Raw genomic sequence first — 13,914 nt, forward strand, 5'->3', positions numbered from 1 at the left:
GGGTCGAACCCGTCGGTTCAGAACGCTTCGGTGCGCACGGTTCCGTTCCGCACGCACGATGGCCGTTTATCTAATTCGGTCGGTTGCCGAGGTCGAGAAGTTCGTTGACCGGCTGCCCGGCGCGCGACCCGGCTCGAGCGCTTCGAACCACGCGCGCGCGCTCGCGACATCGCGCGCGATCGCGGCAGACAGTTTTTCGAGGTCGACATACTTCTCCTCGTCGCGCAGCTTCTTCAGAAACTCGACGCGCACGAGTTTGCCATAGGCGTCGCCATGCCAGTCGAGCAGATGCACTTCGAGCAGCACGCGGCCGGAATCGTCGACGGTCGGACGCAGCCCGAGGCTCGCGACGCCGGGCAGCGGCTTGTCTTCGATGCCATGCACGCGCACGACGAAAATGCCCGACAGCGCGGGCCGCTTATGGGCGATCGGCAGATTCAGCGTCGGAAAGCCGAGGTCGCGGCCGAGCTTGAGCCCATGCACGACATGTCCGCTGATCACGTAGTCGCGGCCGAGCGCGGCGCGCGCCGCGTCGAGGTCGCCGGCGACCAATGCCGCTCGCACACCCGAGCTCGAAATACGCGCGCCAGAGGGATCGGCCACCGTCGGCATCTGCTCGGCTTCGAAGCCCAAGCGCTCGCCAGCCGCTTTCAGCGATGCGAAGTCGCCGGCGCGCTTTGCGCCGTAGCGGAAATCGTCGCCGATCATGACCCAGCGCGTGTGCAGCCCGTTGACGATGATCCGCTCGACGAACGCATCGGGCGACTGGCTTGCGAACCGTTGATTGAAGTGCTCGACGACGACGCGATCGACACCGTTCATCCGCAGCGCTTCGAGCTTGTCGCGCAGCATCGCGATGCGCGGCGGCGCGCTGGCCGGGTTGAAGAATTCGCGCGGGTGCGGCTCGAAGGTCATCACGCAGACGGGCAAGCCGCGTGCATCGGCGGCTGCGCGCACGTGCGCGAGCAACGCCTGATGGCCGCGGTGGACACCGTCGAAATTGCCGATGGTCAGCGCGCAGGGCGCACGGCTCTCGGCATTGGGAAGACCCCGAAAAACTCTCACGATAGCGGGCTGCGGTAAATGCCTGAGGTTAGTACCCGTCGTCGATACCGGGTTCATGAGACAGGTGATGCGATCAATGAAGCACGACCGATCCCCGCAAAACACACGATTATAAACGCTCAAGGCCGCCGACGGCTTCGCGTCGCGGTTCGCGCGGTGCCGGATGGTAAAATCCGCCGATGAAAAAACTCGTTATTCTGATCTCCGGACGGGGCAGCAACATGCAGGCAATCGCGAACGCCTGCGCGCGCGAGCGCTGGCCGGCGCACGTCGCCGCCGTGATTGCCAACCGTCCGGACGCCGCCGGGCTGCAGTTTGCAGCGTCGCAAGGCATTCCTACCGCGGTGGTCGACCACCGCCAGTTTCCCGACCGGCAGTCGTTCGACGTCGCGCTCGCCAATATGATCGACGCCTATGCGCCCGATCTGCTGGTGCTGGCCGGCTTCATGCGAGTCCTGACCGATGGCTTCGTCGAACGTTACGCGGGCCGCATGCTGAACGTCCATCCGTCGCTGTTGCCGAGCTTTCCGGGCCTGAAAACGCATCAGCAGGCGCTCGACGCCGGCGTGCGCGTGCACGGCGCGTCCGTGCATTTCGTCACGCCCCGGCTCGATCACGGGCCGATTGTCGCGCAGTCGGCCGTGCCGGTGCGCGCCGGCGACGACGCAACGGCGCTCGCCGCGCGCGTGCTCGCGACCGAGCATCTGATTTACCCGCGCGCAGTGCGCTGGTTCGTCGAAGGGCGGCTCGCGCTCGACGGCGAGCGCGTCGTTCTGACGCCGCCCGAGCCGCAAGCGTTTTTCTTCGACGATATGGGCCGCGCGAATGACGCGGCCGACTGCAACGCCACCGCGGAGGGTGCATGAGGCTGCATGGTTTTCTGATTGGCCAGACCGAGACGCTGCTCGCCGAAGTCTTGAAGTTCACCGGCCCCGCCGACGCGACGACGAGCCGCTTTTTCCGCGCGCATCCGAAGCTCGGCCACAGCGAGCGCGGCGTGATTGCCGAAGCCGTGTTCGCGGTGCTGCGCCGGCGCATGGAATTCGCGCATCTGGCCGAGAGCGGCAGCGGCAGCCCGGCGCGACGTCTGGCGCTGCTCGGTCTGATGCAGACGGCGGGCCGCACGGCATTGAAGCCGTTCGTGAGCGAAGCGGAGGGCGAATGGCTCGAGCGCGTATCGAAGATCGACCCGGCGAGCTTGCCGCAGCGCATTCGCATGAATCTGCCGGACTGGATCTACGACGCGCTCGCGAGGCGTTTCGAGCCCGAGGAGCTGGTGCAACTGGCTGCGGCGCTCAACTATCCGGCGCCGCTCGATCTGCGCGCCAATCCGATGAAGGCGAGCCGCGACGAGGTTTTGCAGGCGCTCGAAAAGGCCGGCATCGACGCGGGCGCGATGCCGTTCGCGCCGCTCGGCGTGCGCGTGGCCGACAAGCCGCCGCTCACGAAGCTCGATGCATTCCAGAACGGCTGGATCGAGGTGCAGGACGAGGGCAGCCAGCTGCTGTGCTCGCTCGTTGCGCCGCGGCGCGGCGAGATGATCGTCGACTTTTGCGCGGGAGCGGGCGGCAAGACGCTCGCGCTCGGTGCGATGATGCGCTCGACCGGGCGGCTCTACGCGTTCGATATTTCCGAGCGGCGTCTTGCGAAGCTGAAACCGCGCCTCGCGCGCAGCGGCCTGTCGAACGTAAACCCGGTGCTGATCGACAGCGAGCACGATGCGAAGATCAAGCGCCTGGCGGGCAAGATCGACCGCGTGCTCGTCGATGCGCCGTGCAGCGGCCTCGGCACGTTGCGCCGCAATCCGGACCTGAAGTGGCGGCAGTCGCCCGAATCGATCGGCGAACTGACGCCGAAGCAGGCCTCGATCCTCGCGAGCGCGGCGCGTCTCGTGAAAAAAGGCGGCCGGCTCGTCTATGCGACGTGCAGCATTCTCGAAGCGGAGAACGAGGCGGTGGTCGCGCAGTTCCTCGCCGAGCATCCGGAGTTCGCGCTCGTTCCCGCGCGCGACGTGCTGGCCGAGCAGCGCATCGACCTGGAAATGGGCGACTATCTGTCGCTGTGGCCGCATCGGCATGCGACCGACGGTTTCTTTGCCGCCGTGCTCGAGCGGCGCGATTGAAGTCGACCGGAGCTAACCCAGGCAGTTGCGCGCAGCAGGTGATCGAAGCGCCGCGCACTGACCGAACGGAACCGCATACGCCCTGACCATGCAGAACACGCCGTTCTTCGAACCGCTGACTGACCTGCTGCGCGATCTCGGCGAGCACGCGACGCTGTGGCAGGTCGCCGTGCTGGTCGGCGCGCTCGCGCTCGCGTGGCTGGCTGCGCGGCTGTTGCGCCGCACGCTGGACGCGCGGCGCGAGACGCGCTACCAGGCGTTGCGCTTCGGCGCGGAGGCGCTCAATCGCGCATTCTTGCCGCTGATCGGTGCGTTCTTCGTGTGGATTGCGCGCGCGGTTGCCGGACGCTTCATCCATACGGCGCTGCTCGATCTCGCGCTGGTGCCGCTGGTCGGCATCGGCCTCATCTACATCGTGTTCTTCTTCGCGCGGCGCGCGTTCGGCCGCGACGGGCACACGCACACATGGCTCGCGCTCGTCGAACGCGTCGTGTCGCTCGTCGTCTGGGTCGGCATGGGGCTGACGGTGATGGGTATCCAAGGCAACGTGCTGACCTGGATGGCCGGGGTGAGCTTTCGTGTTGCGAATACGCAGATCACGCTGCTGTCGCTGCTATCCGGGTTGCTGTGGGTGTGCGGGACGATGGTGGTGGCAATGTGGCTCGGCGCCGCATTCGAAGAACGCGTGATGCGCTCGAGCACGCTCGATGCGAATCTGAAGGTCGTGCTCGCGCGCGTCGGCCGTGCGCTGTTCGTACTGGCAGCGGTGCTGATCAGCCTGTCGCTGGTCGGCATCGATATCACCGTGCTCGGCGTGTTCGGCGGCGCGCTCGGTGTCGGGCTCGGCTTCGGGCTGCAGAAGATCGCGAGCAACTATGTGTCCGGCTTCATCATTCTGCTCGACCGGTCGCTGCGCATCGGCGACACGATCAATGTCGGCGCGCTGCAAGGGCAGGTTACGCAGATCCGCACGCGCTATACGGTCGTGCGCGGCCTCGACGGCATCGAGACGCTGATTCCGAACGAGCGGCTCATCACCGACGTCGTGCAGAACCAGTCGTCGTACCTGACGCGCGGATTCCAGAAGACAGCCGTGCACGTGGCCTACGCGACCGACGTCGAAAAGGCCATGGCGCTGCTCGCGCAGGCCGCGACCGGTGTCGAGCGCGTGCTCGAGGATCCGGCGCCATCGCCGAATCTGGTCGGTTTCGGGCCGGACGGCATCAATCTCGAGCTCGGTTATTGGGTCGCGGATGCGGCGACCGGCACGTCGGGCGTGCGCTCGGCGGTCAATCGCAATATCTGGCGGCTTTTTACCGAAAACGGCGTTTCGATTCCATATGCGCAACGCGATGTGCGGATCGTCGGAGCGGGCACTGCGGATGCGCATACCGTTAACCTGGCCACGCCCGCCGCGAACGAGCCGGGAACCGCCGCGTGATGTGTTGTACAAAGCATTTATCGGTGCGCGACGGTTCGACGCACAGCTGTCGTTGCCGGTGGGTTCATCATGTGAAGTGCAGCGCCAGCGCCCGCATCGGTGGGGTCTGCGCGCCGCATTCAGTGATGACCCGAATTGATGCGGCACAACAAATTTCTTATTTTTTACAACGACTTGGAACCCTTCAAGTAGAATGTCGTCCAACTCGGCCGCATGCTTTCACTTTCTTGACACGCGTCGTTGTATGCTTCTGCAGTGGCGTTCGCGCTGTCTCTCCGTCTCACAGGTAAATAGCCTTGCTCAACTCGCTGCTTGATTTCATTGCTCATGGGCTGCTTCGCTTTTCATGGTGGCAACTCCTGCTCTATACACTCGCGGTCACGCACGTCACGATTATTGGCGTGACGGTTTATCTGCACCGTTGCCAGGCGCATCGCGCACTCGATTTGCACCCTGCAGTCAGTCATTTCTTCCGATTCTGGCTGTGGATGACCACCGGCATGCTGACGGGCCAGTGGGCGGCGATTCACCGCAAACATCACGCGAAGTGCGAGACCGAAGAAGATCCGCACAGCCCGCAAACGCGCGGCATCTGGAAGGTGCTGCTCGAAGGCGCCGAACTCTATCGCGCCGAAGCGAAGAACGAAGAGACGATGCGCAAGTTCGGCCACGGTACGCCGAACGACTGGATGGAGCGCAACGTCTACACGAAGTATCCGATCCTCGGCGTGAGCCTGATGATGGTGGTCAACGTCGCGCTGTTCGGCGTGGTCGGCCTGTCCGTATGGGCCGTGCAGATGGTCTGGATTCCATTCTGGGCGGCGGGTGTCGTCAACGGTCTCGCGCACTTCTGGGGTTATCGCAACTTCAATTCGGCGGACGCCAGTACGAACATCTTCCCGTGGGGCATTCTGATCGGCGGCGAGGAACTGCATAACAATCACCACACGTACGCAACTTCGGCGAAGCTGTCGAACAAGTGGTTCGAGATCGATATCGGCTGGATGTACATTCGCGTCCTGTCCGCATGCCGGCTCGCCACGGTCAAGAAGATTGCGCCTACGCCGCGCTTGGGATCCGGCAAGCTCGTGCTCGATCAGGACACGCTGCAGGCCGTGCTCGCAAACCGCTATGAAGTCATGGCGCGCTACGGCAAGGCGCTCAAGCGCGCGTATCGCCAGGAACTGGCGCATCTGAAGGAAGTCGGCGCGCGTGAGAAGTATCAACTGATGCGCGGTGCGCGCAACTGGTTCCACAAGGAAGAGGCGGGGCTCGACGAGCCGCAGAAGCGCCAGCTGCCGCAAATCTTCGCGAACAGTCAGAAGCTGCGCACGTATATCGAACTGCGCAACGAGCTTGCGGCGATGTGGGAGCGTTCGAACGCGTCGCGCGAACAGCTTCTCGCGCAATTGCAGGACTGGTGCCATCGCGCCGAGCAAAGCGGCATCAAGGCGCTGCAGGAATTCGCGCTGCGTCTGCGGCGCTACGCCTGACCGGGCGAAATCCATTAAACTCTGACTACGTCACAGAAGAACCCCGCGTTGGCGGGGTTTTTCGCATTCTGGGCCCCGAAATGCACAAGAATGACGTGGTCGCCGCGTTTCACCTGCACCAGTCAGGACTGAGGAAATGATGAATGAGGTAATCAGGACCATCGAGTACGATCGGCCGCTCGCGCAGGGGATGACCTGCGGCGTCGGCGAAGCGTGGGCCAAGGTGCCACAGGCGCCGTCGCCCGAGGAAAGACGTGCGCTGAAAGAGCGCATTCGCGCATTGCTCAAGCGCGAAAAAGCCGTGCTCGTCGCACATTACTACGTCGACGCGGAATTGCAGGAGCTGGCAGACGAAACCGGCGGGTGCGTGGCCGATTCCCTCGAAATGGCGCGCTTCGGCCGAGACAACGACGCGCAAACGCTCGTGGTGGCCGGCGTCCGGTTTATGGGCGAAACGGCGAAGATTCTGAGCCCCGGCAAGCGCATTCTGATGCCCGATCTCGACGCGACGTGTTCGCTCGACCTCGGCTGTCCTGCAGACGAATTTTCGGCGTTTTGCGACGCGCATCCGGACCGCACGGTGGTTGTCTATGCGAACACGAGCGCCGCGGTGAAAGCGCGCGCCGACTGGATGGTCACGTCGTCGATCGGGCTCGAGATCGTCGCCGATCTGCATGCGCGCGGCGAAAAGATCATCTGGGCGCCGGACCGGCATCTCGGCGGCTACATCCAGAAAAAGACCGGCGCGGACATGTTGCTGTGGCAGGGCTCGTGCCTTGTTCACGACGAATTCAAAGGCATCGAACTCGAGGTGCTGCGCGCCGAATATCCGCACGCGAAGGTGCTCGTTCATCCGGAGTCGCCGGAAAGCGTGGTCGCGCTGGCCGACGTGGTCGGCTCGACGACGCAGCTGATCGACGCGGCGCAACGGCTCGATGCGACGCACTTTATCGTTGCAACCGATCTTGGCATTCTGCACAAGATGCGGCTCGCGGCGCCGGGCAAAACGTTCATCGAAGCGCCGACCGCCGGCAACAGCGCGACCTGCAAGAGCTGCGCGCATTGCCCGTGGATGGCAATGAACGGACTCGCCAATCTCGCCGACGTGCTCGAACGCGGCCACAACGAGATTTTCGTCGACCCCGCCATCGGCGAGCGCGCAAAGCTGCCGATCGACCGGATGCTCGACTTTGCCGCCCGCCATAAGAAGCGCGTGCAGGCAAGCGGCGATCTCGCGCGTGACGGCGCGCTGTTTTCGAACGTGGGAGCGGCCTGATGGGTGCCATGGTGGGTGCTGGCGAGCAACCTGGCTATCTCGGCGACGTCGTGTCGCCGCTCTTCGCGGAAATCCGCGCGCAATACGGCGATGCGCTCGATGCGGCGCTTGCGCGCAACGTCACGGACGCGCTTGCCGAAGACGTCGGCAGCGGCGATCTGACCGGATATCTCGTGCCCGCCGACGAAATGCGCGACGCGCGGATCATCGTGCGCGAGGAGGCGGTGCTATGCGGCGTGATGTGGTTCGGCGAAGTGATGCGTCGCGTCGATCCGCGTATCGACGTGCGCTGGCGCTATCGCGAAGGCGACCGGATGACGGCGGACACGACGGTCTGCGCGCTGCGCGGCCCGGCGCGCTCGCTGCTGACCGCCGAGCGCAACGCGCTGAACTTCCTGCAACTGCTGTCAGGCGTCGCGACGGCGACGCGGCGTTTCGCCGACGCGATCAGCCATACGCCGGCAAAGGTGCTCGATACGCGCAAGACGCTGCCGGGGCTGCGACTCGCGCAGAAGTACGCGGTGCGCGTCGGAGGCGGTGCGAACCAGCGGCTTGCGCTGTATGACGGCATTCTGATCAAGGAAAACCATATCGCAGCGGCCGGCGGCGTCGGTGCGGCCATGAAGGCCGCGCTTGCCCTGGACGCGAAAGTGTCGATCCAGATCGAAGTGGAAACGCTCGAGCAACTCGAAACGGCGCTCGCACACGGTGCCCGCTCGGTGCTGCTCGATAATTTCACGTTCGAAGCGATGCGTGACGCAGTCCGTATTACGGCGGGGCGCGCGGTGCTCGAGGTGTCGGGCGGAGTGAACTTCGAGACGATTCGCACGATTGCCGAAACTGGAGTCGACCGTATTTCGGTGGGCTCGTTGACGAAGGACGTGCGCGCGACCGATTACTCGATGCGGATCATTTAGGCCGGCGCGTCAAGCAAACGAGGCCATCGCGTACACGCTGTGCGCGATGGCCTTTCGTTTTGATGGTTGCGTTACAGCGTGCGCTTCGACGTGCGTTTTGGCGTGAGCACGGACGGCAGTGCCTTCGGCAATGCGTCTGGCCAATCGCGGCTGAAATGCAGACCGCGGCTTTCGCGCCGCGACCGCGCGCCTTCGACGATCAGCGACGCGACGTCGACGAGGTTGCGCAGTTCGAGCAGGTCGCGACTGACTTTGAAGTTCGCGTAAAACTCGTGAATCTCGTCGCGCAGCAACGAGATCCGATGCTTGGCGCGCGCGAGACGCTTGTCGGTGCGCACGATGCCGACGTAATTCCACATGAGCCGCCGCAATTCGTCCCAGTTGTGCGCGACAACGACTTCCTCGTCCGGGTCCGACACGCGGCTCTCGTCCCACTCGGGCAACTGCGCGTGGACGGCTGCGCGAAAGCCTTCCTGTTCGATTGCCGCAGCGGCCGAGCGGCCGATCACGAGGCACTCGAGCAGCGAGTTGCTGGCGAGTCGATTTGCGCCGTGCAGACCGGTGCAGGACGTTTCGCCGACCGCATAGAGACCGGCCACATCGGTGCGGCCCGCGAGATCCGTCACCACGCCGCCGCAGGTATAGTGCGCCGCGGGCACCACCGGAATGGGCTGCTTCGTGATGTCGATGCCAAACTCGAGGCAGCGCGCGAGGATGGTCGGGAAGTGCTCGTGCAGGAACGCGGCCGGCTGATGACTGATGTCGAGATACACGCAATCGATGCCGCGTTTCTTGATCTCGAAGTCGATCGCCCGGGCGACGATATCGCGCGGCGCCAGTTCGGCACGCTCGTCGTGAGCGGGCATGAAGCGCGTGCCGTCCGGCAGCTTCAGCAGGCCGCCTTCGCCGCGCACCGCTTCGGTGATCAGAAACGACTTTGCGTATGGGTGGAACAGGCACGTCGGATGGAACTGGATGAACTCCATGTTCGAAACGCGGCAGCCCGCGCGCCATGCCATCGCGATGCCATCGCCGGTCGCGGTGTCGGGGTTGGTCGTGTACAGGTACACCTTGCCCGCGCCGCCCGTGGCGAGCACCGTGTGCGGCGCTTCGATCGTGACCGTGCGGCCGGTATTGAGATCGAGCGCGTAGAGGCCGTGGCAGCGGCGGCCCGGTAGACCAAGGCGATCTGACGTGATCAGATCGATCGCATGGTGATCTTCGAGCAGCGTGATGTTCGGATGCGCGCGGACCCGTTCGGTGAGCGTCGCAACGACAGCGTGGCCGGTTGCGTCCGCCGCGTGAATAATGCGCCGATGACTGTGGCCGCCTTCGCGCGTGAGATGAAAGCCGAGCTCGGCCGCGTCGTCTTTGGTGAACGGCACACCTTGTGCGATCAGCCATTCGATCGCTTCGCGGCCGTGCTCGACGATAAAGCGCGTAGCCGCTTCGTCGCATAGCCCGCCGCCCGCAACCAGCGTGTCGCGCACATGGTTTTCGACGCTGTCGGCGGAATCGAGCACTGCTGCGATGCCGCCTTGCGCCCAGTCGCTCGCGCCATCGGTCAGCGACCGCTTGGCGATGACCGCCACCCGCCGCGACTGCGCGAGGTTCAGCGCGACGCTCAATCCGGCAAGACCGCTTCCGACAATTGCTACATCGAATTTCATCTGCTGCATCTCCGTCATGTTTTGCTGGCGCGGCGATGGGTATGCCGCTTGCCCGTAGGAAATCAAAGAGCATACGCGCCACTGACCCCGAGGGAAAGCTGGCCGATCGGCCGATGGGGAAAACCAGCAAGCGTAGGGAAGAGTCGGCGGACAGCGCGGATAGCGGTGAATCGACCCGCGAAAATAAAAATGCCCCGCACTGGGCGGGGCATTTTTTGAAGGAACCAGACTTACTTGATCTTGGTTTCCTTGTACGCGACATGCTTGCGTACGACGGGATCGAACTTCTTGATCTCCATCTTTTCGGGCATGTTCCGCTTGTTCTTCGTGGTCGTATAGAAGTGACCCGTGCCGGCAGTGGATTCCAGCTTGATCTTGTCGCGTGCGCCTTTCGCCATGATGTAGCTCCTTACGCTTCGCCGCGTGCGCGCAGGTCTGCGAGCACAGCGTCGATACCGTTCTTGTCGATCAGGCGCAGGCCGGCGGTCGAAACGCGCAGGCGCACCCAACGATTCTCGCTTTCAACCCAGAAACGGCGGCTTTGCAGATTCGGAAGAAAACGACGCTTGGTCTTGTTGTTCGCGTGGGAAACGTTGTTGCCGCTCATCGGCGCTTTCCCAGTTACTTGGCATACGCGTGCCATGAGAGCACTCCTAATACGCTTTAAATTCTGAGCCCGAACGCCGTATAAGCTTCTGGAAGAGGCGCCGGGGCGACTGTTCGCTCTGACTGCGCTGCTCGAAACAACACGCTGTGAAGTTCCGCGCCGCCATGCGATTCTGCCGTTGATTCCCGTCCGTTCCGGAAGACCTTGGAAGGCGCTTCGAACAGGGTTACAGGTTGGAAAGAGGCAAACCGCGATTCTAGCAGAAAAAAACCCGCAAAATCAAACTTTTTGCCGCCGGGAATCGCGCGAAGCGGTCGCGGAATGAGTCAACGCGGAGTCAAAGCGGAGTCAAAGCGGATTCAAAGCAGGCCATTGCGGGCGAAGGAGTATACGTCTTTCGCGCCGACGACGACATGATCGAGCAACCGCACGTCGACGAGCGCGAGCGCGTCGCGCAGCATTCGTGTGAGCTGCCGGTCGGCGGCGCTCGGCTTCGCCGCGCCCGACGGATGATTGTGCGCGACGATCAGGCCCGCCGCGTTCAGCAGCAGCGCGCGCCGCACGATTTCGCGCGGGTAGACGGCCATCTGCGTGAGCGAACCGCGCGTAAGCTCTTCCGCCCGGATCAGCCGGTGCCGCGCGTCGAGGTAGAGGCAGTAGAACACTTCGTGCGGCTGACCGCCGATCGTCAGACGCAAATAGTCGTCGACGGCCTGCGGCGAGTCGAGCAGCGACCGGGTTTCGAGTTCCTCGAGAAGCGCGCGCCGGACCATTTCGATGACGGCGAGCAACTGCGCGATCTTGGCGCGGCCAATGCCGTGCAGGCCTTCGAAGTCGTCTTCGGTTGCAGTGAGGATGGCCCGCATCGAACCGAAGCGCCCCACCAGCGTGCGCGCCATCTCGAACACGTTGTGGCCCGTCTGGCCGGTGCAAAGCATGACCGCGATCAGATCCGCGTTCGACAACACGCTCGGTCCCTGCTTGAGCAGCCGCTCGCGCGGCAAGTCGTCCTTCGGCGACGCGCCCCGCCGGCGGCGTTTGGTTTTTTTCGCAGGCAGGGCCACCGGCTCGACGGACGCCGGGGCTGCCAAGGCGGGCTCCGGCAACGCAGCGTCGGGCAGCGCAGGGTCCTGCAGCACCGGCAAAAAGCCCGGCGCCGCGTGCTCGCGCGCGATGCAGATACCGTCGTTCATTTCAGCAGCCTCCCCGGCGAAGTGTGACGCGGCTTCGCGCCGCAGGCGAGCGGTCCGGACCGGTCACGGATATGTGGCTTACAATAGATCCTTTGCGCGGGGTGCCCCGACATGGGGCGTGCTCGCGTAAGACACCCCGGCGCCGCGCTACACGCGCAGCCGCAGGGCGCGCCGGATGCACCGCGGCGCACGCGCACTGCCGAGGGCCGCCTCGTTGACGGCCGCTCGGCGCTGCGGCGCCCGGCGCCTTCCGACCGAACGAGTACTGCATGAGCATCATCGACATCTCCGAAGTGAAACCGGGTTCGCACGTCACGCTCCATTACCGGCTTTCGCTTGCCGAGGGCGCCGAGATCGTCAACACCTTCGCCGACAAGCCGGCCACGCTGCTTTTGGGGGCAGGCCAACTGGCGCCGCCGCTGGAAGATATTCTGCTGGGATTGAAGGTCGGCCACCATTCGACCTTTCGGCTAACGCCCGAGCAGGCCTTCGGCCCGCGCAATCCGGATCTGATCCAGCGCGTGTCGCTTGCCACGCTGCGCGAAAACAGCATGATCGGTGAGGATTTTTCTCCCGGCGATCTCGTCGAATTCAATGCGCCCGGTGGTGGCCGCTACGCGGGCGTGCTGAAAGAGGTCGGCGAAACCTCAGCCCTGTTCGATTTCAATCACCCGCTCGCCGGCCAGGCGCTGGCGTTTGAAGTGAAAATCATCGGAATCCTGTAAACATGAGCATCATGGACACGACTCTCGCCGAAACGGAAATCCTGCTGGCGCAGCCACGCGGGTTCTGTGCCGGCGTCGACCGCGCCATCGAGATCGTCGAGCGCGCGATCAAACTGTATGGCTCACCGATCTACGTGCGCCATGAAATCGTCCATAACGCGTATGTGGTCGAGGACCTGCGCAAAAAGGGGGCGATCTTCATCGAACAGCTCGACGAAGTGCCGTCGGGCAGCACGGTCATCTTCAGCGCGCACGGCGTGTCGAAGGCGGTGCGCACCGAAGCGGAGTCGCGCGGGTTGCGCGTCTACGACGCAACCTGTCCGCTTGTCACGAAGGTGCATATCGAAGTGGCGAAGATGCGCGCCGAAGGGTTCGACATCGTGATGATCGGCCATAAGGGCCACCCCGAAGTCGAGGGCACGATGGGTCAGACCGAGCGGGGCATGTACCTCGTCGAAGACATCGAGGATGTGCAGGCGCTCGAACTCGCCGACCCCGACCGTATCGCGTATGTCACGCAGACCACGCTGTCGGTCGACGATGCCGCGGAAATCATCGCGGCGTTGAAGGCCAAGTACCCGCAGATCCGCGAGCCGAAGAAGCAGGACATCTGTTACGCGACGCAAAACCGTCAGGACGCCGTGAAATTCATGGCGCCGCAGTGCGACGTCGTCATCGTGGTCGGCAGCCCGAACAGTTCGAACTCGAACCGCTTGCGCGAACTCGCGGAGAAGCTCGGCGTGCCTGCGTATATGGTCGATTCGCCGGACCAGATCGACCCGAACTGGGTCGTGGAGAAGAAACGGATCGGCGTCACGGCGGGCGCCTCGGCGCCGGAAGCGCTTGCGCAGGCCGTGATCAGCCGTCTGCGCGAGATGGGCGTGCGCAACGTGCGCGCGCTCGACGGTATCGAGGAGAACATCGCGTTCCCGCTACCGCGCGGGCTCGGTTTGCCGGCCTGAGGTCAAGGCGATCGGAGCGACCGGCTCCGGTCGCGTCGAAGAAAGCGCGTCCCGACCGCGTCGACGACGCGCTTTTTTTCAACCGGGCATTCGATAAATAAGTTCCATATCACACCTGAAAGCCACTCCTGGTGTGTCTGCGCGCACAGTTTTTACCAAATTTGCGGCGTAATTTGGTGACGAACCGCGAATCGTTCCCCTATTTAAGTGTTCGGAAAGCGGTAAATGCCGTCCCATTTCGCACCGAATTGGTGCTTCCGAAGTCGTCCGACTTTGGTGCGCGGAGCAGGCGCAGCGTCGTTCGAAAAGCCGGTTCTCTCCTTCAGCCATAAGGCTCGCAAGCAAAACGCGGTGTTGTCTCAAATGGTGCAACTGCGGCATGAAAATGCATTGCAACCCGGTTGCGCCAAATGCGCGATACGGATCTCAAAAAGCGGTTGCAA

The 13,914-nt window shown here is 63.8% G+C and carries 13 protein-coding genes; 8 read left to right on the plus strand and 5 right to left on the minus strand.

Annotation, left to right across the window (positions count from 1 at the left end; translation table 11 throughout):
* Window positions 1-66: 66 nt before the first annotated feature.
* Window positions 67-1,065 carry a bifunctional riboflavin kinase/FAD synthetase gene (locus QYH69_RS01260; RefSeq protein ID WP_308830108.1) on the minus strand — a complete coding sequence of 333 codons (999 nt, stop codon included), beginning with the start codon at window positions 1,063-1,065 and terminating at the stop codon, window positions 67-69.
* Between the two features lie 179 nt (window positions 1,066-1,244).
* Here QYH69_RS01260 and purN point away from each other — a divergent pair, with 179 nt between their 5' ends.
* The 6 genes from purN (at window position 1,245) to nadC (ending at window position 8,314) form a co-directional block, all read left to right on the plus strand.
* Window positions 1,245-1,931 carry a phosphoribosylglycinamide formyltransferase gene (gene purN / locus QYH69_RS01265; RefSeq protein WP_308830109.1) on the plus strand — a complete coding sequence of 229 codons (687 nt, stop codon included), beginning with the start codon at window positions 1,245-1,247 and terminating at the stop codon, window positions 1,929-1,931.
* Entirely contained in the window at window positions 1,928-3,187 is a 1,260-nt protein-coding gene (locus tag QYH69_RS01270) for an RsmB/NOP family class I SAM-dependent RNA methyltransferase (protein ID WP_308830110.1), read from the plus strand. The genes purN and QYH69_RS01270 overlap by 4 nt, the downstream gene beginning before the upstream one ends.
* 88 nt (window positions 3,188-3,275) lie before the next feature.
* Window positions 3,276-4,628 carry a mechanosensitive ion channel domain-containing protein gene (locus QYH69_RS01275; RefSeq protein WP_308830111.1) on the plus strand — a complete coding sequence of 451 codons (1,353 nt, stop codon included), beginning with the start codon at window positions 3,276-3,278 and terminating at the stop codon, window positions 4,626-4,628.
* A gap of 296 nt (window positions 4,629-4,924) precedes the next feature.
* The gene (locus QYH69_RS01280) at window positions 4,925-6,121 is read left to right on the plus strand and encodes an acyl-CoA desaturase (RefSeq protein WP_308830112.1); all 1,197 of its coding nucleotides are present in this window, start codon (window positions 4,925-4,927) and stop codon (window positions 6,119-6,121) included.
* Window positions 6,122-6,260: 139 nt separating this feature from the next.
* Complete coding sequence (nadA, locus tag QYH69_RS01285) at window positions 6,261-7,397, plus strand: quinolinate synthase NadA (protein ID WP_374992332.1); 1,137 nt, start codon at window positions 6,261-6,263, stop codon at window positions 7,395-7,397.
* On the plus strand, window positions 7,397-8,314 hold the full coding sequence (gene nadC, locus QYH69_RS01290) for a carboxylating nicotinate-nucleotide diphosphorylase (protein ID WP_308830114.1): 918 nt from the start codon (window positions 7,397-7,399) through the stop codon (window positions 8,312-8,314). Before nadA ends, nadC begins: the two co-directional genes overlap by 1 nt.
* 71 nt (window positions 8,315-8,385) lie before the next feature.
* Here nadC and nadB read toward each other — a convergent pair whose 3' ends face one another.
* The 4 genes from nadB to radC all read right to left on the minus strand — a co-directional run bounded on the left by nadB (window position 8,386) and on the right by radC (window position 11,784).
* Window positions 8,386-9,993, minus strand: a complete 1,608-nt coding sequence (gene nadB / locus QYH69_RS01295) for an L-aspartate oxidase (protein ID WP_308830115.1) — start codon at window positions 9,991-9,993, stop codon at window positions 8,386-8,388.
* 221 nt (window positions 9,994-10,214) lie between these two features.
* Window positions 10,215-10,382, minus strand: a complete 168-nt coding sequence (rpmG, locus tag QYH69_RS01300; RefSeq protein ID WP_087733803.1) for a 50S ribosomal protein L33 — start codon at window positions 10,380-10,382, stop codon at window positions 10,215-10,217.
* Window positions 10,383-10,393: 11 nt separating this feature from the next.
* Window positions 10,394-10,627 (minus strand): 50S ribosomal protein L28, encoded by a 234-nt coding sequence (gene rpmB, locus QYH69_RS01305; RefSeq protein WP_075155960.1) that lies wholly within the window; start codon window positions 10,625-10,627, stop codon window positions 10,394-10,396.
* A gap of 323 nt (window positions 10,628-10,950) precedes the next feature.
* A complete protein-coding gene (gene radC / locus QYH69_RS01310; RefSeq protein ID WP_308830116.1) occupies window positions 10,951-11,784 on the minus strand; it encodes a DNA repair protein RadC in 834 nt (277 codons plus the stop codon).
* 269 nt (window positions 11,785-12,053) lie between these two features.
* Between radC and QYH69_RS01315 the strand changes: the two genes are divergently transcribed.
* Window positions 12,054-12,509 (plus strand): peptidylprolyl isomerase, encoded by a 456-nt coding sequence (locus tag QYH69_RS01315; RefSeq protein ID WP_075155961.1) that lies wholly within the window; start codon window positions 12,054-12,056, stop codon window positions 12,507-12,509.
* Between the two features lie 2 nt (window positions 12,510-12,511).
* Window positions 12,512-13,471 carry a 4-hydroxy-3-methylbut-2-enyl diphosphate reductase gene (gene ispH / locus QYH69_RS01320; RefSeq protein WP_308830117.1) on the plus strand — a complete coding sequence of 320 codons (960 nt, stop codon included), beginning with the start codon at window positions 12,512-12,514 and terminating at the stop codon, window positions 13,469-13,471.
* The last annotated feature ends 443 nt before the right edge of the window (window positions 13,472-13,914 follow it).

Source organism: Paraburkholderia sp. SARCC-3016 (assembly GCF_031119615.1).
In the GTDB taxonomy this organism is placed as follows: Bacteria; Pseudomonadota; Gammaproteobacteria; order Burkholderiales; family Burkholderiaceae; genus Paraburkholderia.

Bases quoted from the DNA above. Each gene is read 5' to 3' on its own strand.
- ispH (WP_308830117.1), top strand. From the start codon at position 12,512: ATGAGCATCATGGACACGACTCTCGCCGAAACGGAAATCCTGCTGGCG.
- rpmB (WP_075155960.1), bottom strand. From the start codon at position 10,627: ATGGCACGCGTATGCCAAGTAACTGGGAAAGCGCCGATGAGCGGCAAC.
- purN (WP_308830109.1), top strand. From the start codon at position 1,245: ATGAAAAAACTCGTTATTCTGATCTCCGGACGGGGCAGCAACATGCAG.
- radC (WP_308830116.1), bottom strand. From the start codon at position 11,784: ATGAACGACGGTATCTGCATCGCGCGCGAGCACGCGGCGCCGGGCTTT.
- QYH69_RS01270 (WP_308830110.1), top strand. From the start codon at position 1,928: ATGAGGCTGCATGGTTTTCTGATTGGCCAGACCGAGACGCTGCTCGCC.
- QYH69_RS01315 (WP_075155961.1), top strand. From the start codon at position 12,054: ATGAGCATCATCGACATCTCCGAAGTGAAACCGGGTTCGCACGTCACG.
- nadB (WP_308830115.1), bottom strand. From the start codon at position 9,993: ATGCAGCAGATGAAATTCGATGTAGCAATTGTCGGAAGCGGTCTTGCC.
- QYH69_RS01275 (WP_308830111.1), top strand. From the start codon at position 3,276: ATGCAGAACACGCCGTTCTTCGAACCGCTGACTGACCTGCTGCGCGAT.
- rpmG (WP_087733803.1), bottom strand. From the start codon at position 10,382: ATGGCGAAAGGCGCACGCGACAAGATCAAGCTGGAATCCACTGCCGGC.
- nadC (WP_308830114.1), top strand. From the start codon at position 7,397: ATGGGTGCCATGGTGGGTGCTGGCGAGCAACCTGGCTATCTCGGCGAC.
- nadA (WP_374992332.1), top strand. From the start codon at position 6,261: ATGAATGAGGTAATCAGGACCATCGAGTACGATCGGCCGCTCGCGCAG.